The sequence below is a fragment of the Mesoterricola sediminis genome (genome assembly GCF_030295425.1).
Lineage (GTDB): Bacteria > Acidobacteriota > Holophagae > Holophagales > Holophagaceae > Mesoterricola > Mesoterricola sediminis.
The window spans coordinates 4,233,909-4,253,175 of the sequence record NZ_AP027081.1; the positions used below are offsets into that span (position 1 = coordinate 4,233,909).

Consider the following 19,267-nt stretch of genomic DNA (forward strand, 5'->3'; position numbering starts at 1 on the left):
AGGTTCCCCCCTTGCTATGCTTTTGCCATGCCGGCGGTCGATTTCCCCACGTGGTTCCTTTCCCTCGTCCTGGCCCCCTTCGGGCTGCTCCTGGGTTCCTTCGCCAATGTCCTGATCCACCGCCTGCCCCTGGAAGCGCCGGCGGACCGGGACGTGGTCCGCAAGCCGAGCCATTGCCCGGCCTGCAAGGCCCGCATCCGGCCCGTCCACAACATCCCCGTGCTGAGCTGGATCTGGCTCCGGGGGCGGTGCGCGGCCTGCGGCGCGCGGATCCCCATCCGCTATCCCCTGGTGGAGCTGCTGGGCGGCGCGCTCCTGGCCGGCTCCGTGTGGGTGTTCCCCATCGGGACCCTCATCTGGGCCAAGGGCGTCATCTGCGGCTACGCCCTGATCGTCCTCTTCTTCACGGACCTGACGGCCTTCATCCTGCCCGACGCGATCCAGTTCCCCCTCATGGGCCTCGGCGTGCTCCTCACCCTGCCCCAGCTCGCGTGGCCCTTCCGCCTCGTCTCGGTCTGGGCCCCCGGGCCCTCGCTCCTCCAGGTGGACGCCACGGCCAACGGGATCCAGCCCGCCCCGGCCTGGCCCTTCCTGGGCGGCCGCGTCACCTGGCTGGACAGCCTCCTGGGCCTGGCCATCGGCTACGGCGTGCCCTGGCTCCTCAACCGCGTCTACCGCGCCGTGCGCAAGACCGACGGCATCGGCATGGGCGACTTCAAGATGCTGGCCTGGCTCGGCGCCTTCTGGGGCTGGGGGCCCATGCTGGGCATCCTCTTCGGCGGCGCCCTCCTGGGCAGCGCCGTGGGCCTCCCCCTGATGCTCTTCCGGAAGACGGGCGGTCAGACGATGCTCCCCTTCGGCTGCACCCTCGCCCTGGCGACGCCCGTGGTGGTCTTCTATGGGCCGGCGCTGTGGATGGCCTACCTCGGGGTGCTGCGCTAGCGCGGATGGATCGAATCACCGGAACGATCGTGTCCCGTTCCTTCGTAACGGCAAGGGTAAGTCAAGAACCCGTACGCCGAGACACCGAGTTGCGCTGAGCCGGCTTCGCGATCCACCGCGCCGACCTGCTGGAAGTCCTCCTGGACATCACCTTCGAGGGGCTTCTGATTCCCGACTCCTACCTGCTCGATCCCATGATCGATGACCCGGTGATCGTGGAAGCCAAGGAGGTGGGACGGCTTCTCAACGTCTGGGCCTGCCCGTTGAACCTTGCGCTCCGCCGCGAGGCTGGCCTTTCGCCACCGCCGGACGGGGTTGTAACCCACCTGGAGCTGGTCGGCGGCGGGTCGAACCTCAAACCCAGGCCCGTCCAAGGCTGGGGGCGCAGGGCACCCGCAGGCGTGCCTGCGGAAGGCCCGGAGCCCCCAGCCGAGCGATGCGCAGCATCGCGGCCCGCAATAGCGGGCCAGGGCCTGGGCGCGATGGGTCGGCGTGCTGAACCGCGAAGCCGACTCCGCGTGACTCCGCATCTCGGCGCACTCGGTGTACGGGTTGTTTACTTACCCGTGCCGTTACGAAGGAACGGGACACGATCGTTCCGATGATTCGATCCACCTCCACGAGGAGCCTGGCTCCGGGTCGCTTCATGAGCCTCTTTTTCCGTTTCGGGCCGTGTCCTGCCAGGATGGCGGCCCATGAGCGCCTCCGCCCACCCCCTCCTGGACATCATCGGGAACACGCCCCTCCTGCCCCTGCGCCGCATCGCGCCGGCCCTGCCCCCGGGGGTGCTGCTCCTGGGGAAGGCCGAGCACCTGAACCCCAGCGGCTCCCTCAAGGACCGCCCCGCCCGGGCCCTCATCCTGGAGGCCGCCGCCTCGGGGCGGTGGCGCCCGGGCATGGCCCTGCTGGACGCCACGAGCGGCAACGCCGGGATCGCCTACGCCATGGTGGGGGCGGCCCTGGGCATCCCGGTCACGCTCTGCCTCCCCGCGGGCGCCACGCCGGCGCGCCGGCAGATGCTGTCGGCCTTCGGGGCCCGCGTCCTGGAGACGCCCGCGGAGGCCGGGTCGGAGGGGGCCCGGGCGGAGGCGGCCCGCCTCGCCCGGGAGGAGCCCTGGCGCTGGTGCCTCCTGGACCAGTACGGCGCCGACGCCAACTGGAAGGCCCACCGGGACGGCACCGGGGCGGAGATCTGGGACCAGACGCGGGGGACCGTCACGCACCTGGTGGCGGGGGTGGGGACGTCGGGGACCCTCGTGGGCGCCTCCCGCCTCCTGAAGGGGCGCAAGCCCTCGGTGCGGGTCACGGCGGTGATTCCCGACCGGCCCGACCACGGGCTCCCCGGCCTCCGGCACCTGCCGTCCGTCCGGGCCCCGGCCATCTGGGACCCCCGCGCGGCGGACGCGGTCGCGGAGGTGGCCACGGTGGCGGGGCGCACCATGGCGACGCGGCTGGCCCAGGCCGAGGGCCTGCTGGTGGGGCCCAGCACCGGGGCGGTGGTCCACGCCGCCGTTCGGCTGGCGCGGGGCCTCCACCCCGGCAGTGTCGTCGTCGCCGTCCTGGCCGACTCGGGCGATCGCTATCTGGCTTGAGGGCGGCGCCCTACTTCAGCGCCGCGCGCAGGGCCTCGAAGGCCTTGGGGATGCCGGCGGGGTTCGCGCCGCCGCCCTGGGCCAGCTCCTTCTTCCCGCCGCCGCGGCCATCCACGTGGGGGGCCATGAGCTTCAGGAGGGCGCCGGCGTCGGCGCCGCCCTGGAGGTCCAGGCTGACGCTCACGAGGAGGGCCAGCTTGTCCTCGGCCAGCTTGGAGGCGAGGGCGATCACGGCGCTCCGGTGGCGGGTGCGCACCTGGTCCATCATCTCCCGCAGGGCGTTGCCGTCGATGCCCTCCACGGCCATGGTGACGAGGGTGCGGCCTCCGGCCTCCTCCACCTGCTCGGAGGCGCCGCCGGAGCCCGCGGCCTTCAGCCGGGCCTCCTTCAGTTCCTTCTCGAGCTGCTGGATGCGGGCCTCCTTGGCGTGGAGGACATTGCCCAGGTTCTCGCGGGGGGCGTTGGCCTGGCGGGCCAGGGCCTGGAGGACGTGCTCGTCCTCCTGCAGCCGGTGCAGGGCGGCGGCCCCGGCGACGGCCTCGATCCGGCGCACGCCGGCGGCGACGGCGCCCTCGCTGACGATCTTCACGAGGCCGATCTCGCCCGTGTTGTCCACGTGGGTGCCGCCGCAGAGCTCCCGGCTGAAGCCGGGCACGGTCATCACGCGCACGGTGTCGCCGTACTTCTCCCCGAAGAGGGCCATGGCGCCCGCGGCCAGGGCGTCCTCGATGGGCATCATCTGGCTCGTGGTGCGGAAGGCCCGCAGGGTCTGCTCGTTCACGAGGCGCTCGATCTCGGCGACCTGGTCCGGCTCGAGGGGGGCGTAGTGGCTGAAGTCGAAGCGGAGGCGGTCCGCGTCGACCACGGACCCGGCCTGCTTCACGTGCGTGCCCAGGACCTCGCGGAGGGCCGCGTGCAGGAGGTGGGTGGCGGTGTGGTGGGCCTTGATGCGGGCGCGGCGCTCGGCGTCCACCGAGGCCAGGACGGTCTCGCCCTCCCGGAGGGGACGGCCCGTGACGTTGACGTGGTGCAGGTGCCGGCGGGGGGCCGGGGCCGTGCAGTCCGTCACCTCGGCGGTGGCGCCCTCGGCCTTGAGCAGGCCGGTGTCCCCGACCTGGCCGCCGCCCTGGGCGTAGAAGGGGGTGTGGTCCAGGACGACGGAGCCCTTGCCGGTGAGCTCGCGGACGCGGCGGTTCTCGGCGTCGAAGAGGGCGAGGATCTTGCCCATCCCCTCGGTGGCCTCGTAGCCCTGGAAGACGGTGGCCCGGAGGTCGGCCAGGGCGCCGAGGTCGCCGCCCAGGCGGATGTCGTGCACCTTCATCGCGGCCCGGCTCTTCGCCTTCTGCTGGCGGAGCTCGTCGTTGAAGCCCTCCAGGTCGCAGACGAGGCCCCGCTCGCGGCACCAGTCCTCGACCAGGTCGACGGGGAAGCCGAAGGTGTCGTAGAGCTTGAAGATCTCCGCGCCGGGGATGGACCCGCCGCTCACGTCCAGGGACTCCAGCTGCTTCAGGCCGGTGGTGAGGGTCAGGCTGAACTGGCCCTCCTCCCGGGACAGGACCTTCATGATGCGGTTGAGCTCGCCCTCCAGCTCGGGATAGGCGTCGCCCATGGCGACGAAGACCGAGGGGGCCAGGTCCGCGAAGAAGCGCCCCTCGATGCCCAGCTTCCGCCCGAAGCGCAGGGCCCGGCGGATGATCTTGCGGAGCACGTAGCCCCGGCCCTCGTTGGAGGGCACGACGCCGTCGAAGATCATGAAGGTGGCGGCGCGGATGTGGTCGGCGATGACCTGGCTCGCGGTGCGGTTGGAGGTCTCGGCGCGCTGGCCGGCGTCGACCTTGGCCCGCTTCCAGATGGCGTCGAAGATGGGCCGGAAGAGGTCGATCTCGTAGTTGCTGTCCACGCCCTGGAGGATGGAGGCCACGCGCTCCAGGCCCATGCCCGTGTCGATGCTGGGACGGGGCAGCGGGGTGAGGACGCCCTTCGCGTCCCGCTCGTACTGCATGAACACGAGGTTCCAGATCTCCATCACCCGGTCGCCCTCGCCGTTGGGGAGGTCGTCGCCGGGGAACTGGGGGCCGCGGTCATAGTGCATCTCGCTGCAGGGGCCGCAGGGGCCGGTGTCGCCCATCTGCCAGAAGTTGTCCTTCTTGCCGAACCGCATGATGCGGTCGCGGGGCACGCCGGCGGCGGCCCACATCTCCTCGGCCTCGGTGTCGGCCGGGATGCCCTCGGCGCCCTCGAACACGGTCACCCAGAGGCGGGAGGGATCCAGCCCCAGGAAGCCCTGCTCCACGGGGCCGGTGACCAGCTCCCAGGCGAACCGGATGGCGTCGGCCTTGAAGTAGTCGCCGAAGCTGAAGTTGCCCAGCATCTCGAAGAAGGTGTGGTGGCGCGCCGTGAAGCCGACCTGGTCGAGGTCGTTGTGCTTGCCCCCCGCGCGCAGGCACTTCTGGCTGGAGGCGGCCCGCGTGTAGTCCCGCTTCTCCTTGCCCAGGAACAGGTCCTTGAACTGGACCATGCCGGCGTTGGTCCACATCACCGTGGGATCGTCGGCGGGGCCGACCACGGAACTGGAGGCCACGACGCGGTGGCCCCGGTGGGCGAAATAGTCGAGGAAACGTGCGCGCAGTTCGGAAGTCTTCATGTCGTTGGGTCTCTAGTGGCGGAAGTGGCGGGTGCCGGTGAAGAAGAGCCAGACGCCGAGGCGCTGGGCGGCCTCGATGACGTCCTTGTCGCGGAGGCTGCCGCCCGGCTCGATGAAGGCGGTGACGCCGTGCTGGACGGCCACCTCGAGGCCATCGGCGAAGGGGAAGAAGGCGTCGGAGCCCAGGATGGCGCCCTTGGCCCGGTCCCCGGCCTTGCGGCAGGCGATCTCGACGGAATCCACGCGGCTCATCTGGCCCGCGCCGATGCCGACGGTGCCGCCGTCCCGCACGAGGACGATGGCGTTGGACTTGACGGCCTTGGCGACGGTCTGGGCCAGGACCATGTCCTCCATGAGGGGCCGGGGGCCGCGGCCGGTGGCCTTGACCTGCCACTGCTCGACCGGGGTGAAGGCGTCGTCGGGACGCTGGACGAGGAAGCCGCCGCCGATGCTGCGCAGGTCGAGCCCGTGGGCCGACAGGGGCCAGGTGGCGGGGGTCTCCAGGATCCGCAGCTGCTTCTTGGCGGCGAAGATGGCCAGGGCCTCGGCGGAGAACCCGGGGGCCATGACGACCTCCCAGAAGCTCTGGACCATGGCCTGGGCGACCTCGACGCCCACGGGGCGGTTGAAGGCGACGATGCCCCCGAAGGAGGAGACCGGGTCCCCGGCCTGGGCCTTCAGGAAGGCCTCGAGGACGTGCGGGCCGCGGCCGACCCCGCAGGGGTTGTTGTGCTTGACGATGACGCAGGAGGGGGCGGCGAACTGGAAGACCGTGCGGGCCGCGGCGTCCGCGTCCAGCAGGTTGTTGAAACTCAGTTCCTTGCCCTGGAGCTGCCGGCTGGCGGCGATCCCCTCCTCGGGGGCGCCGGGCCGGACGTAGAAGGCCGCGTGCTGGTGGGGGTTCTCGCCGTAGCGGAGCCCCTGCTTGGCCTCCAGGCCGATGCTGAAGCGCTCGGGCAGGGCCTCCGCGTCCAGGGCGATGGCCATCCAGGCGCTGATGGCGGCGTCGTAGGCCGCCGTGCGCTGGAAGGCGGCCAGGGCGCAGGCCTTCCGGTCCGCCAGGGACCAGGTGCCCTCGGCCAGCTTGGACAGGAACATTTCATACTGACCCGGGTCGGTCAGGACGGTCACGGCGGCGTGGTTCTTGGCGGCGGAGCGGATCATGCTGGGGCCGCCGATGTCGATCTGCTCGATGCACTCGGCCGGGGTGACCCCGGGCCGGGCCGCGGTGGCCTCGAAGGGGTAGAGGTTCACGACGACGAGGTCGATGGGCGGGATGTCGAGGCGCTCCGCGTCGGCCACGTGGGAGGCCTCCTCCCGGCGGTACAGGAGGCCGCCGTGGATGCGGGGGTGGAGGGTCTTGACCCGCCCGCCGAAGGCTTCCGGGGCGCCGGTGTAGTCCGCCACCTCCTGGACCGGCAGCCCCGCCTCCAGAAGGGCCTTCAGCGTGCCTCCGGTGGCCAGCAGGTGCCAGCCCAGGCCATGCAGGCCTTCCGCCAGGGGCAGGAGCCCCGTCTTGTCGTACACCGAGAGCAGCGCCGTAGCCATGTCAATCCCCGCAAAGATCCATTCTTTCATGGAGGGGCGGCCGGGAAAACCCTGGCGGTCCCCCGCCGGGGCCTTGAAGATATTCAGGGATAATGATTGAGCCGCCGAAGAGGTGGGAGGAGGCATCGATGGACGTTCAGGTGGAGGTCCAGTTCACGGTCCAGCACACCCTGGAGGAGCTGAAGGAGCATTTCGTGAAGCGGGCCCACATCCCCGCCTGGCGGGTCATGGACGCGGACACCCGGCCCCAGCTCTTCTTCGAGACCCGGATCGTGAGCTTCAACCTCTCCACCGAGGCGGAGCGCTTCGCCTGGTTCGTGTTCTCCATGGAGGCCTGCGGGGAGCTCCGCAAGCGGATCGAGATCCGGAACGTGGTCCCCTCGGGGGTCAACATCGATATCCCCGACCTGGACGAATTCCTGGCCTTCTGCCGCCACTGCCTGGTGGCCTCCCCCGCCGAAGCCTGATCCCCCCTGGTCCAAAAAGCCCGGATGCCTCATGCTAAAGGCCGTGAAGCAGGAAGAACCATGCCAACGCTGAAGATCAACGATGTCGAAGTGAAGGTGGAGCCCGGAACGCTCCTCCTGGACGCCTGCGCCCAGGCCGGGTTCCCGGTGCCGAGCTACTGCTACCATCCGACCCTCACCCCGGTGGCGACCTGCCGCATGTGCGTGGTGGAGATCAAGGGCCAGCCCAAGCTGGCGACCAGCTGCACCACCCTGGCCGCGGACGGCCAGGAGGTGTTCACCGAGTCCCCGGCCGTCAAAGACGGGCGAGCGGGCGTCATGGAGTTCCTCCTCATCAACCACCCCCTGGACTGCCCCATCTGCGACCAGGCCGGGGAGTGCAAGCTCCAGGACTACAGCTACCAGTACGGCCAGGACGACAGCCGCATGGTGGAGCCCAAGCGGCGCTACCGCTACGAGGACCTGGGCGCCAAGATCGTCATCGACAAGAACCGGTGCATCCACTGCACCCGCTGCGTGCGCTTCACCAAGGAGATCTCGGGCACCTACGAGCTCACGGTGGCCAACCGCGGCTCCAACCTCGAGGTGACCACGTACGCCGGCCGCAGCATGGACGAGAACCCCCTGGCCGGGAACGTCGTGGACCTGTGCCCCGTGGGGGCCCTCACGAGCCGGGACTTCCGCTTCAACAAGCGCGTCTGGTACCTCAAGCCCGTGCCCACCATCAACCGCCACAGCCCCATGGCCAACCCCATGTGGGCGGACGTGGACAAGAACCGGGTGTGGCGCTTCCGGCCCCGGCCCCAGGGCACCCAGGTCAGCACCCACTACATGTTCGACGAGGAGCGCCTGGCCTGGCACCGGTACGACCTCGACCCCGCCGTCCGCGTCGCCACCCCGGTGCTCCGGGGGGCCCCGGCCTCCGTCGAGGCCGTCGCGGCCGCGCTCCGCGAGGGCGCCACGGCCGTGGTGGGCCAGGGCACCTTCGGCTGCGATTCGGCCCAGCGCCTCGGCGACCTGGCCTCCGCCCCCGAGCTGCGCTACGGCAGCGGCGACCGGGTGGTCCAGATCCAGTTCCCCGCCCTCCAGCTCAGCAGCGACGGGGTCCTGAACCGCCGGGGCTTCTCCGAGCGCGGCTACCGCTTCGGGCACCTGGACGAGCTCCTCGCCAAGGTGAAGGGCGGCGAGGTCCGGTCGGTGATCCTGCTCCACGACGAGGCCTTCTCCAGCCGGGCCGAGGCGGCGAAACTGCGGGAGATCGTCGAGGCCGCGCCCTTCAGCCTGGTCCTCGAGCCGATCCCCGGCGAGCTCAGCGGCCTCGCCACGGCGACCCTGCCGGTGACCACCTTCCTCGAGGAGGCCGACTTCGTCATCGACCACGAGGGCGTCCTCAAGCGCTACCAGAAGGCCCTCCAGGCCCCCAAGGGCGTGAAGACCGTGGCCGCCTGGGCGAAGGAGCTGGCCGCGGCGACCCAAGCCGCGCATGCCTAGTCCCCTCGTCCTGGTCTACGACGCCGAGGATGCCCGCTGCCGCCGCCTGGCGGACTGGGTCGCCCGGCGTGACCGGGAAGGCCTCGTGGTGCCCTTCCCCAGCCAGAACGGCGAGGTGGCCCGGGTGGCCCCCGAGCTGGCCGGCCGGGTCGCGCCCGGGCTGCTCCTCGTCCTCGACACGGGCACCCGCCAGGTGGAGGCCGGCCCCCGGGTCATGGGCCCCATCCTGGCCCGCCTCCCCGGGTGGCGTGTCCTGGCCGCCCTCGGCCTGGCCGGGCTCGTCTTCCGGGTGGTCGCCCGATAGCGGGGCCGCCAGCACGGCGGGGCGGACCCGGGGGGTTCCCGCCCCCCTCCCAGGCCTCCCCGCGCATCCCCGGCCCAAAATCAGCTGGGACGGGGCGGATCAGAACGCGATTCCCACGCCGAAGGTCCACATGCGCTCGAATTCCTGCCCGGAGCCCTGGGCGCTGAGCAGGGACCCCAGGTCGGAGACGCTGGAGACCTTCACGGGGCGGTCCTTGGTGATGGGCTGCTGGTAGCTGGCGGTGAGGTAGGGGTTCACGACGGGCAGGGGGAGGCTGTACCGGAGGGCCACCCGGAGCCACGGGCGGGCGATGTCCTTGTCCTGGCGGGCGCCGCCCACGTCCAGCTTGTAGGACTGGAAGCGCTCGATGGCGCCGATCTCCCCGGCCAGGCCGGTGAAGGGCACCCAGAACTGGGCGTTCACGCCCAGGCCCAACCCCACCTGCTTGAGGCGGCTGTCGGCGGTCACGGCGCCGTTGGCGACGACGCCGTCGGCCTGCCAGCTGGCGAACTCGGCCCCCCACTCGAACTTGAGCACGGGCCCCACCCGGATGATGCGATGGCTGGCCGTCAGGATGAAGCCCCGGCCGGTGTCCAGGCGCTTCTGGCTGATGAGCTGGGAGGTGCCCTGGATCAGGGTATCGGGCAGGTTCTGGCCCTGGGGCATGGGCACTTCCAGCCGGACATCCCAGGCCTGGGCGGACAGGGGCAGGGCCAGGGCGGCCAGGGCGAGGGTGGGGCGCATGCGCATGGGGACCTCCGGATCAGCCTCCAGGATGCCCCGGGGCGGCCTCCCGGAAAAGGAATCCCGCCATGTGTCATGTTTTTGACTTGACCCTTGCAACGGAGGATCTAGCCTATTTACAACTACGAAACCCTTGATGCCCTCCCTCCTCCGTCTGCATTGGTCCACCCTCGGCGAGCCCACCCTTGGGCTCGAGCATCGCTGGGCCGGCGTATGGGATCTCACGGTGGATCGCAGCGGCCAACCCGCTGTCCCGCCGCGGGACACGGACCTCTGGGTGATCTCCGCCGGCGCCCCGGAACCGCCCCCGGCCCTCGTGCGGGCCGCCGCGGAAGTGGGGTCGCTGCCCATCCTCCTGGTGCTGGATCCGGCCGCCGCGCCCCTGCCGCCCGCCGTGCTCGCCCAGTGGAGCGCCCTGGGTTCAGTCCGGTGGGGCCTCCTCCAGGATGACCCGCCCCAGCCGGGGCTCCGGCCCGCCGTCCAGCCTTCGCCCAGTCTGTCCGTCACCCAGGCCCTGGCCCTGGGCCTGGTGGGCATCGGGCCCGCCATGCAGGACGTGCTCGGCAAGGCCCGCGCCGCCAGCGCCACCCGGGCCACGGTGCTGCTCCAGGGCGAGAGCGGCACGGGCAAGGAGATCATCGCCCGGGCCATCCACGCCATGAGCGGCCAGGCCGACCAGCCCTTCGTGCCGGTCCACTGCGGCGCCATCCCCGACAACCTCATCGAATCGGAGCTCTTCGGCTTCACCAAGGGCGCCTTCACCGACGCCCGCAAGGACGCCCCCGGCAAGTTCCGCGAGGCCTCGGGGGGCACCATCTTCCTGGACGAGGTGAGCACCATGCCCATGGGCGCCCAGGTGCGCCTGCTGCGGGTCCTCCAGGAGCGCGAGGTCCAGCCCCTGGGCGGCGGCGGCCCCGTCAAGGTGGACGTGCGCGTCATCGCCGCCACGAACCAGGATCTCTGGCAGCGGGTGCAGGAGGGCCATTTCCGGGAGGACCTCTTCTACCGCCTGGAAGTCGTGCCCATCACCCTGCCCCCCCTCCGGACGCGCCGGGAGGAGATCCCCTTCCTCGCCCAGCACTTCCTCAATCGCAAGGCCCGGGAACACGGCCTCTACCCCAAGGCCCTGCACCCCAGCGTGGATTCGCTGCTGATGGCCCTGCCCTGGAACGGCAACGTGCGCCAGCTGGAGAACGCCATCGAGCGCGCCATCGTCCTGTCCGCGGCCCGGCCCGTGCTCACCCGGGAGGATTTCACCTTCCTCACGGAGCGTCTCCCCGAGGGGCCCCGCATCGTCCAGGAGCTGCCCCCGGTGGAGAGCTTCTCCCTGGCGGCCGCCGTTCCGTCCGTCCCCTCCCTGGACCTGCCCGCCGAAGGGGTGGATCTCAACCAGGTGGTCTCGGACATGGAGAAGAAGCTCATGCTCCAGAGCCTCCAGGTGACCCGGGGCAACAAGAAGCGCGCCGCCGAACTCCTGGGCCTGAAGCGGACCACCTTCCTCGAGAAGATGAAGCGCCTGGACCTGGAGGACCCCGCCCCCGAGGGCGCCGAGGGCTGAGCCGGCCAGGCCCCCATGCCATCTGGTAGGCTGGAGGCATGGCGAACGTACCCCTCCACACCCGATGGCTGCTCGTGGTTCCGGAGGCCGCGGAGGACTCCCTGGGCGACTGGCTCACCGAGCGCGGCGCGACCGCGACCTACCGCGAGGCCGACGGCGCCCGGACCTTCTATGCCTATTTCCCCCCGGGCCTGACGCCCCCCGATCCCGCCGGGCTCGCGGCCTTCCCCGGGGTCGCCCTGGCCCGGGAGGAGCGCTTCGAGGACGAGGACTGGCTGGCCAGGAGCCGCGAGGGCTTCGGATCCCTCGAGGTGGGCCGGGGCTTCCACATCCAGCCCCTGTGGGCGCGCGGCGAGGCCCCCGGCGGCCGCACCCCGGTCGTCGTCAATCCCGGCCTGGCCTTCGGCACCGGCGGCCACGAGACCACCCGCCTCTGCATGGCCCTCCTGGAGGACCTGCGGGACGAGGGCCGCCTGCAGGACCCCGTCCTCGACATCGGCGCGGGCACCGGGATCCTCTCCCTCGCGGCGTGGCTCTGCGGCGCCCGGCGGATCACCGCCCTGGACAACGACCCGGACTGCGGCCCGGCCATGGAGGAGTTCATCGAGCTGAACCAGGGCGTCCTGGGCGGGGCGCGGCCCTACGCGCACTTCGTGGGCCTCCTGGACGACCCCCGCGCCGACGGGCCCTGGTGCACGGTCCTCGCCAACATCCTCCTGGAGACCATCCAGATGCTGCTGCCCCGCATGGCCGACATCACCGCGCCCGGGGGCAGGCTGGTGGCCTCGGGCATCCTCGCCGAGCGCCAGGACGAGGCCCTCATCAGCCTGGTGGCCTACGGCTTCCGGCCTCTGCGGGTCGTCCAGGAAGGGGCCTGGATCGCCATCCTCGCGGAGCGGACGGCGTGAGCCGGGGCCCCGGCCGGGCGGAGCAGCCCATCGGCGTCTTCGACTCCGGCATCGGGGGCCTCACGGTGGTGCGCGCGCTGCGGCGCCTGCTCCCCGGGGAGCGCATCGTCTACCTCGGCGACACGGCCCGGGTGCCCTACGGCAACAAGTCCCACGCCACCATCGAGCGCTACGCCCTGCAGGCCGGCCAGATCCTGGGGCGGCACGACCCCAAGCTCATGGTCATCGCCTGCAACACGGCCTCCGCCCACGGCCTCGCGGCCCTGCAGGCGGCGGCCCCCTGCCCCGTCATCGGGGTCATCGAGCCCGGCGCCGAGGCGGCCGCCGCCGCGAAGGGCCCCGTGGGGATCATGGGGACGCTGGCCACGGTGCAGAGCGGCGCCTACGAGGACGCCATCCGGCGGCGGAACCCGGGCGCCCTCATCCACAGCCTCGCCTGCCCGCTCCTGGTGAGCTTCGCGGAGGAGGGCTGGCTGGACGATCCCATCACCGACGCCATCTGCCGCCGGTACCTGAACCAGATCCCCTTCGAGGTGCGCACCATCGTCCTGGGCTGCACCCACTACCCGATCCTGATGCCGAGCCTGGCCCGCACGCGGCCCGGAACCACGTGGCTGGACAGCGGCGAGCTCGCGGCCCAGGCGGTGGAGGACATCCTGCGGGGCTCCCTGGGCTTCCGCACGGGCAGCGCCCGCGGGGACCTGCGCATCCTCCTCACCGACGCGGGAACGCGGCTCCAGGAGATCGGCGCGCGCTTCCTGGGCGAGCCCCTCGAGACGGTGGAGCTGGTGGAGCTCTGATGTTCCTCCACGACGCCCTCACCGAAGCGATGGTGGCGTACCTCACCGCCCAGGTCCCCGGCTACCAGCGGCGCATCCCCAACGACCTGGCCCTGCTCAAGGAGCGCCTGAGGCCGGGGGACGTGGTCCTCGTGGAAGGGGACACCCGCATCAGCCAGGTCATCAAGTACCTCACCCAGAGCAGCTGGAGCCACGCGGCGATCTACGTGGGCGACGCCCTCCTGCGGTGGGGCGGCCCCCACGCGGAACGGGCCCTGGAGCGCTACGGCAGCGAGGCCGCCCACCTCATCGTCGAGAGCGACCTCAAGGAGGGGGTCGTCGTCGTCCCCCTCTCCAAGTACCTGGAGAGCAACCTGCGCATCTGCCGGCCCCAGGGCCTGCGCCCGGGGAGCCTGGACCGGGTGATGGCCGAGCTCTTCGACCACCTCGGCGTGCGCTACGACCAGCGCAACATCCTGGACCTGGCGCGCTACCTGCTGCCCTTCCACCTCCTGCCGCGGCGGTTCCGCCCCCGCAGCCTTTACCTGGGCAGCTCCACCAGCCGGGAGGTGATCTGCTCGGCCCTCATCGCCAAGGCCTTCTACCGGGCCGGCCTCGCGGTCCAGCCCCCGGTGGCCCGCACCGCCCGGGGCGGCTCCTTCGCCGTGCGCCACCCCAGCTACATCATGCCCCGGGATTTCGACCTCTCGGCCAGCTTCCAGATCCTCAAGATCCTGCCCCCCGCCCCGGCCTTCGCGGCGCCCGTGCCCTGGGACTAGCCCACCAGGAGGGTGGCCAAGCAATCGCCCGTGTCCCGGACGCTTTGCGGACGCTGCGCCAGGGTGTGTCCGTAATCTAGGATAGTAATGGCTAATACCCATCCGTGCCGGAGCATGGAGGAGCTGGAATAGTGAGTCTGTGCTGCAGTGCCTGATGGCGCCGCGCATTCGCAGCATCCTATTGGAGCGCGGAGGCGCGGAGGATCTCGCTGAGGCTCGCGGAGAAAGGATCAAGCCCACAAGCCCCCTCCACTCGATATCCAGGAAAACCTCCCGCTTCACCTTATGGCCGGCCAGTCTCAGGGAGTGCGCCAGACAGACCTTGTAGGGATCTTCCAGGAGTCCGTGCCCCAGAGCCTTCTGGATCTCGATGGCCTCCCCGATGATGGCCTGGGTGATCTCCTTGTGCGGATGATCCTCCCCGTCGACCTCTCCCCAATGCCTTCCCATCACGCCTCCCGTTGGGACGTGTCATTGGGAGGTGGCAGGTTCCAGGAGCGCTTTCCTCCGCGACCCTCTGCGAGATCCTCCGCGCCTCCGCGTTTCATAGGATCAATGAGGATCCGGAACGCTTGTCACCCTCCGCTCATAGCCTCAGCCAGATCACGATGCAGGCCAAAGCCACCTGGGCTGAGAAACTTCGCGCCGTTTTGTCGAACCTGGTGGCCAGCGCCCTGAACTGTTTGAGCTTGGCGAACCCATGCTCGATGGCATGGCGGGCCTTGTATAGGTGTGAGTCCCAGGCCGCCGGATTCTTGCGCCGGGGATGAGGTGGGATGACGGCTGTCGCACCCATGGCCTCGATCGCCTTCCATACCGGGTTCCCATCGTAGGCCCGATCTCCGAACACGTACTCTGCCTGCCAACCGCACAGCAATCCTTCAGCAGACCGGCTTTCATGGGCTTGCCCCGGAGTGACCAGGAAATCCAAAGGATTACCGTGGGCATCGCAGATCAAATGGATCTTGGTCGAGCATCCACCCCGAGATCGTCCGAGCGCCTGGTTCCAGAGCCCCCCCTTTTGCCTGCTGAAGGTTGATGAGCGCGAAGGATGGTGCCATCCAGCATGACCCACTCCAGGTCGGCTTCCTTGCGCAGGAACTCCAGGATCCTTTGCCACACGCCGCGCTTGGTCCAGGCCTCAAATCGCGTGTACACGCTTGTCCAAGGTCCAAATTCCTCCGGCAGGTCCCTCCACGGGGCAAGGTCCCTCCACGGCGCCCCAGTCCTGTGCCTCCACAGGATCGCCTCCACCATGGGACGGTTGGGGTGACGGGATCGCCCCATCCCTCCACGCTCTGGCGGAAGGAGCGGTTCAAGCTTTGCCCACATGGCATCGGTCAGGAAACTTCTCGGCATCGTTACCCCAGGAAAATTCGTGGTGTACGAGCCTTTACGTATGAGTACAAGTTAACTATTTATCTAATCTATAGATTCCGAACACAGCCTAGCGGTGCACGTTCTGGTTGGGGTTGCGCTCCTCCATCTCGGCCCACAGGCGCTGGAGGCTCTGGAGGCGCTCGGGGTAGTCGAGGCCGAGGGCCTCGTCCTCCGGGTCCAGGGCCATGGGATCCTCGATCCACTCGGCCGGGAACTCGGGGAAGACCGTGGGCAGCAGCGTCCGGGGGAAGCCGCGCACGCTGAGGGTCCGGATGCCCGGGGTGTCGATGAGGGTGGCGTCCGGTCCCGCCGGCAGCCAGCGGGCGCTCGTCGTCGTCTGGCGCCCGGTGCCGTAGCGGCTCACGTCGCCGGTGCGGAGGTTGTGGTCGGGCGCGACGGCGTTCACCAGGGAACTCTTCCCCACGCCGCTGTGGCCCACCAGGACCACCGACCGCCCCCGCAGCAGGTCCCGGAAGGCGTCCAGGCCCTGTCCCGTCTTCACGCTGGTCTCCAGGATGGGGAGCCCCTGGGCCCGCAGGGGGTCCAGTTCCGGAAGGGTGTCCCGGACCGAGGCCCGGTCGCGCTTCGTGACGATCACCCGGAAGCCCATGCCCGCGGCCAGGGCCAGGGTCTGGGCGCGCTCCAGGAGGCCGGGGCGCAGGGGCGGATCCACCACGGCCGCGCAGGCCCACAGCTCGTCGGCGTTGGCGCAGATGAGCTGCCAGGGCTCCCGGTCGTCGATGCCCCCCCGCTTCAGGAGGGTCCGCCGGGGCAGGACCGCGACCACCTGGGCCTGGGGCAGGCCGGGGTCGGCCGCCTCCACCGGCACGGGGGAGAACCGGACCCGGTCGCCCACCACGAGCTTCACCCCCTTGAGCTTGCCCGCGAGGGTGGCCCGCAGGGGGACCCGCCCCTCCAGCTCCAGGTCCACGATCTGGCTGTGGCGGCACACGAGGGTCGCCTCCTGCAGGTGGGCCCAGGGGGACGCGTCCGGCAGGAGCAGCATGGATTCGGAATCGTGGACTTCCGCCTCGGTGGCGAGCTTCTCCGCCGTCTGCTGGCGGCGCTTGCTCTGGGCCCGGCCCTCCCGGGCGTAGGCGTCCGGGGCGTCCAGCTCGTGGGCGTCCCGGCTCTGCCCGAGGCGGAACTTCCGGACCATCAGGCCCGCCCCGCGAACTCCCGCGTCTCGGTGGACACCTTCACCTTCTCGCCCTCCTTGATGAAGAGCGGCACGCGGATCTCGATGCCGGTCTCGAGCTTGGCGGGCTTGGTGACGTTGCCGCTGGCCGTGTCGCCGCGGGCGCCGGGCTCGGTGTAGGTGACCTCGAGCTCCACGTGGGTGGGGAGCTGGAGCCCGATGGGGTTGCCGTTGAACTTCTGGATCTGGATGATGGCCCCCTCCACCAGGAAGTCGAGGGCGTCGCCCACCATCTCGCCGTCGAGGGTGAGGGTCTCGTAGCTCTCCTGGTCCATGAAGTGGGACCCGTCGCCGTCCGAGTAGAGGTAGGAGGCCTGGACCATGACGAGATCCGGCTCCTTGAACTTGTCCCCGGCCTTGAAGGTCTTGTCGAAGACGGCGCGGGTGATCAGGTTGCGCATCTTGAGCCGGACCAGGGTCTGGCCGCCCCGGGCGGTGGGGGTGCTGACCTCCGCGTCGAGGCAGTGGAAGGGGGTGTCTTCGAATTCGAAGAACATCTTTCGCTTGATGGAGATCGCTTCGATAAGTGCGGCCATGGATTCCTCGGTGCAACAGTTTCCCACAGAGCCGGCCGGAACGGTCGGGCGGTTCTGGCGGGCCCCAGGGTCCATGGTGCCATGATCCCCGATCGTCCGCTCCCCCCCAAGAATCGCCCACGGAAGAAGATGGGAAATATCCGTCACCATCGTTATGATGGGGGCCAGGGCCCCAGATTATGGCGGAAACTCCCAGGACCATCGGCAGGTATGCCGTGAAGCGCGCCATCGGCCAAGGCGCCATGGGGGTCGTCTACCTGGCGGAGGACCCCCTCCTGAAGCGGCGGCTGGCCATCAAGGTGGTCCGCGCGACCGGCGAGGAGCGGGACCAGGCCCTGGAGCGGTTCAAGCGGGAGGCCGAGATCTCGGCCCAGCTGAACCACCCCAACATCGTGACGGTCTACGACGTGGGCGAGGAGCCCAGCATCGGCCCTTTCATCGCCATGGAGTACGTGGAGGGCAACAGCCTGGGCCGGTTCATCCGGGACGCCAGCCTGGACCTGGAGACCCGCTTCGGCATCCTCATCCAGACCATGCGCGCCCTGCGCGCGGCGCACCGGAACGCCATCGTCCACCGGGACGTCAAGCCCGACAACATCCTCGTCGCCGAGGACGGCCGGGTGAAGCTGATGGACTTCGGCATCGCCAAGACCATGGCCCCCCGGCTCACCAACGCCGGCGAGTTCCTGGGCTCCCCCGCCTACAGCGCCCCCGAGCTCCTCCGCGGCGGCGACCCCACCCCCGCCTCGGACCGCTACGCCTTCGCCGTCACGGCCTTCGAGCTCCTCACCGGCCAGCTGCCCCACCCCGGCGGCAACGTGGCGGCGGTCATCACCCACATCCTCACCGAACCCCCCGTCTTCCCCGCCGGCATGTCCGGGGACATCGCCAAGGTCTTCCGCCAGGCCCTGGCCCAGGATCCCGACGAGCGCCAGGCCACCCTGATGGACTTCCTCCTCCCCCTGGTGGACGCCCATCCCCTGGATCCCGTGGCCCGCCAGCGCGTGGACGAGCTCTTCCGCCACGACGACCACGCCGGGGACATCGTGCCGCTCCGGCGCCTGCGGCCCGGCGTCCCGACCCCCGAGCCCCCCGCCGGGGCCAGTTCCTCGGGCTGGTCCGGCAGCCACACCCTCCCCGGGGCCCGGGCGACCCCCGCGCGTCCCGTCCCTTCCTACACCCAGCCGAGCCCCGTGAAGATCGAGCTGGAGACCGCCTCGCCGACCGCCACCCGCCCCCCGGGCTGGGAGGAGGCCCGCAAGCGCCGGAAGCCCCAGTCCAGCCTTACCGCCTGGACCTTGGTCAAGTGGTTCATCGCCATCCTGGTGGCGGGGCAGCTCTGCTGGTGGGCCTGGAGCTTCCTCCAGGCGAACATCAACGCCGCGCCCCGGTAGCGCGCCTCCGGGCCGGGGGAGCCGCGCCCCCCCGGCCCGCGGACGCCGCCGCCAGCCTAATGGGGCGACTGGCAGAGCTCCATGAGGACGCCGCCGGTCTCGGCCGGGTGGATGAAGGCGATGCGGCACCCGTGCGCCCCGGCCCGGGGGGCCTTGTCGATCATCCGGACGCCCTTGGCCAGCAGTTCCTGCACGGCGGCGTCGACGTCGTCCACCTCGAAGGCGATGTGGTGGATGCCGGGCCCCTTCTTCTCCAGGAACTTGCCCACGGGGCCCTCGGGATCCGTGGACTCCAGGAATTCCAGGGTGCTGGGCCCCACGGGGAAGAAGGCGGTGCGGACCCGCTGGTCGGGGACCTCCTCCACGTGGTCGGCGGCCATGCCGAAGAGGCGGTCCATGCGGTCCATGGCCTCGGCCAAGGCGGGGGAGGCGATGCCCAGGTGATTGACGCGCAGCAGCTTCATGACGGATCTCCTGCCCCCAGTGTAGGCGCCTCCCCCTGTGACAGGTGGCATCCCCGGCGGACCGGAAGCCGCATTGGGCGGTCCCGGCCCACCGTTGGGCGGGGACCGGGAACCCACCCGGCGGCCTGCGGCATGCTAGGGGCATGCTGCCCCTGGTCCTCGCTCTCGCCCTCGTGCCCGACGCGTCAGCCGCCCCCTCCCCCGGCCCGACCCCGCCGCCCGTGAAGGGCCTGATCAAGCCCCTGGCCCAGGGGGCGGGGGTCGCCGACTACGTCCGCTGGTCGCTCAAGGAAGTGGGCCAGGCGGTGGTGGTCGTGGAGGGCGAGGCCGGGCTTCCCCTCCCCACCCTCGCCGCCGGGATCAAGGTCTTCGACGGGAACCTGAAGCTCTTCCGGCCCCGGCTGCCCCTGCCCAGCGAAATCCCGGCCCCGGCCTGGATGGACGCCAACACCGTCATGGCCGGGGGCAACGTGGTCCAGAAGACTTACCCCATCGGGTGGGGTTATTAAAAAAACGTGCTAGAATGCCTCACCTGGGCT

18 protein-coding genes and 2 pseudogenes are annotated in these 19,267 nt (G+C 70.6%); 11 read left to right on the forward strand and 9 right to left on the reverse strand.

Going from position 1 to position 19,267, the window contains the following annotated elements:
• The first annotated feature begins 27 nt into the window (after positions 1–27).
• The gene (locus R2J75_RS18385; protein ID WP_243332649.1) at positions 28–942 is read left to right on the forward strand and encodes a prepilin peptidase; all 915 of its coding nucleotides are present in this window, start codon (positions 28–30) and stop codon (positions 940–942) included.
• A gap of 695 nt (positions 943–1,637) precedes the next feature.
• A complete protein-coding gene (locus tag R2J75_RS18390; RefSeq protein ID WP_316410761.1) occupies positions 1,638–2,534 on the forward strand; it encodes a PLP-dependent cysteine synthase family protein in 897 nt (298 codons plus the stop codon).
• 10 nt (positions 2,535–2,544) lie between these two features.
• On the opposite strand, the gene alaS is transcribed toward R2J75_RS18390, so the two are convergent.
• Both alaS and purH read right to left on the reverse strand, forming a co-directional pair.
• Complete coding sequence (alaS, locus tag R2J75_RS18395) at positions 2,545–5,178, reverse strand: alanine--tRNA ligase (protein WP_316410762.1); 2,634 nt, start codon at positions 5,176–5,178, stop codon at positions 2,545–2,547.
• Positions 5,179–5,190: 12 nt separating this feature from the next.
• Positions 5,191–6,726 (reverse strand): bifunctional phosphoribosylaminoimidazolecarboxamide formyltransferase/IMP cyclohydrolase, encoded by a 1,536-nt coding sequence (gene purH, locus R2J75_RS18400; protein WP_243346850.1) that lies wholly within the window; start codon positions 6,724–6,726, stop codon positions 5,191–5,193.
• Positions 6,727–6,854: 128 nt separating this feature from the next.
• Here purH and R2J75_RS18405 point away from each other — a divergent pair, with 128 nt between their 5' ends.
• From R2J75_RS18405 to R2J75_RS18415, 3 genes are read left to right on the forward strand one after another with little or no spacing between them, the layout of a single operon-like run.
• On the forward strand, positions 6,855–7,193 hold the full coding sequence (locus tag R2J75_RS18405; RefSeq protein WP_243332639.1) for a hypothetical protein: 339 nt from the start codon (positions 6,855–6,857) through the stop codon (positions 7,191–7,193).
• Between the two features lie 60 nt (positions 7,194–7,253).
• A complete protein-coding gene (locus tag R2J75_RS18410; protein WP_243332636.1) occupies positions 7,254–8,684 on the forward strand; it encodes a 2Fe-2S iron-sulfur cluster-binding protein in 1,431 nt (476 codons plus the stop codon).
• The gene (locus R2J75_RS18415) at positions 8,677–8,988 is read left to right on the forward strand and encodes a thiol-disulfide oxidoreductase DCC family protein (protein ID WP_243332635.1); all 312 of its coding nucleotides are present in this window, start codon (positions 8,677–8,679) and stop codon (positions 8,986–8,988) included. Before R2J75_RS18410 ends, R2J75_RS18415 begins: the two co-directional genes overlap by 8 nt.
• Before the next feature lie 99 nt (positions 8,989–9,087).
• Here the strand turns inward: R2J75_RS18415 and R2J75_RS18420 are convergent, their stop codons facing one another.
• Positions 9,088–9,738, reverse strand: a complete 651-nt coding sequence (locus tag R2J75_RS18420; protein ID WP_243346849.1) for an autotransporter outer membrane beta-barrel domain-containing protein — start codon at positions 9,736–9,738, stop codon at positions 9,088–9,090.
• A gap of 130 nt (positions 9,739–9,868) precedes the next feature.
• Here R2J75_RS18420 and R2J75_RS18425 point away from each other — a divergent pair, with 130 nt between their 5' ends.
• The 4 genes from R2J75_RS18425 to R2J75_RS18440 are packed head-to-tail and all read left to right on the forward strand — an operon-like array spanning position 9,869 to position 13,756.
• Entirely contained in the window at positions 9,869–11,290 is a 1,422-nt protein-coding gene (locus tag R2J75_RS18425) for a sigma-54 interaction domain-containing protein (protein ID WP_243346847.1), read from the forward strand.
• A gap of 38 nt (positions 11,291–11,328) precedes the next feature.
• Entirely contained in the window at positions 11,329–12,198 is an 870-nt protein-coding gene (locus tag R2J75_RS18430) for a 50S ribosomal protein L11 methyltransferase (RefSeq protein ID WP_316410763.1), read from the forward strand.
• Positions 12,195–12,998 (forward strand): glutamate racemase, encoded by an 804-nt coding sequence (gene murI, locus R2J75_RS18435; protein ID WP_243332627.1) that lies wholly within the window; start codon positions 12,195–12,197, stop codon positions 12,996–12,998. Before R2J75_RS18430 ends, murI begins: the two co-directional genes overlap by 4 nt.
• Positions 12,998–13,756, forward strand: coding sequence for a YiiX/YebB-like N1pC/P60 family cysteine hydrolase (locus R2J75_RS18440; protein WP_316410765.1), 759 nt, complete (start codon positions 12,998–13,000; stop codon positions 13,754–13,756). Before murI ends, R2J75_RS18440 begins: the two co-directional genes overlap by 1 nt.
• A gap of 255 nt (positions 13,757–14,011) precedes the next feature.
• Here the strand turns inward: R2J75_RS18440 and R2J75_RS20025 are convergent.
• The 5 genes and pseudogenes from R2J75_RS20025 to efp all read right to left on the reverse strand — a co-directional run.
• A pseudogene (locus tag R2J75_RS20025) lies at positions 14,012–14,206 on the reverse strand (GxxExxY protein); the annotation flags it as partial.
• 136 nt (positions 14,207–14,342) lie between these two features.
• Positions 14,343–14,876 (reverse strand): IS5 family transposase, encoded by a 534-nt coding sequence (locus R2J75_RS18445; RefSeq protein ID WP_316410766.1) that lies wholly within the window; start codon positions 14,874–14,876, stop codon positions 14,343–14,345.
• A pseudogene (locus tag R2J75_RS20030) lies at positions 14,876–15,115 on the reverse strand (transposase); the annotation flags it as partial. The pseudogene R2J75_RS20030 and the gene R2J75_RS18445, both read right to left, overlap by 1 nt.
• 88 nt (positions 15,116–15,203) lie before the next feature.
• Complete coding sequence (rsgA, locus tag R2J75_RS18450) at positions 15,204–16,295, reverse strand: ribosome small subunit-dependent GTPase A (RefSeq protein ID WP_243335581.1); 1,092 nt, start codon at positions 16,293–16,295, stop codon at positions 15,204–15,206.
• The gene (efp, locus tag R2J75_RS18455; protein ID WP_243335580.1) at positions 16,295–16,870 is read right to left on the reverse strand and encodes an elongation factor P; all 576 of its coding nucleotides are present in this window, start codon (positions 16,868–16,870) and stop codon (positions 16,295–16,297) included. The genes rsgA and efp overlap by 1 nt, the downstream gene beginning before the upstream one ends.
• Before the next feature lie 215 nt (positions 16,871–17,085).
• Between efp and R2J75_RS18460 the strand changes: the two genes are divergently transcribed.
• A complete protein-coding gene (locus R2J75_RS18460) occupies positions 17,086–18,264 on the forward strand; it encodes a serine/threonine-protein kinase (RefSeq protein WP_243335579.1) in 1,179 nt (392 codons plus the stop codon).
• 56 nt (positions 18,265–18,320) lie between these two features.
• Here the strand turns inward: R2J75_RS18460 and mce are convergent, their stop codons facing one another.
• A complete protein-coding gene (gene mce / locus R2J75_RS18465; RefSeq protein ID WP_243335578.1) occupies positions 18,321–18,728 on the reverse strand; it encodes a methylmalonyl-CoA epimerase in 408 nt (135 codons plus the stop codon).
• A 143-nt stretch (positions 18,729–18,871) separates the two neighbouring features.
• Between mce and R2J75_RS18470 the strand changes: the two genes are divergently transcribed.
• Entirely contained in the window at positions 18,872–19,237 is a 366-nt protein-coding gene (locus R2J75_RS18470; protein ID WP_243335577.1) for a hypothetical protein, read from the forward strand.
• Positions 19,238–19,267: the final 30 nt, after the last annotated feature.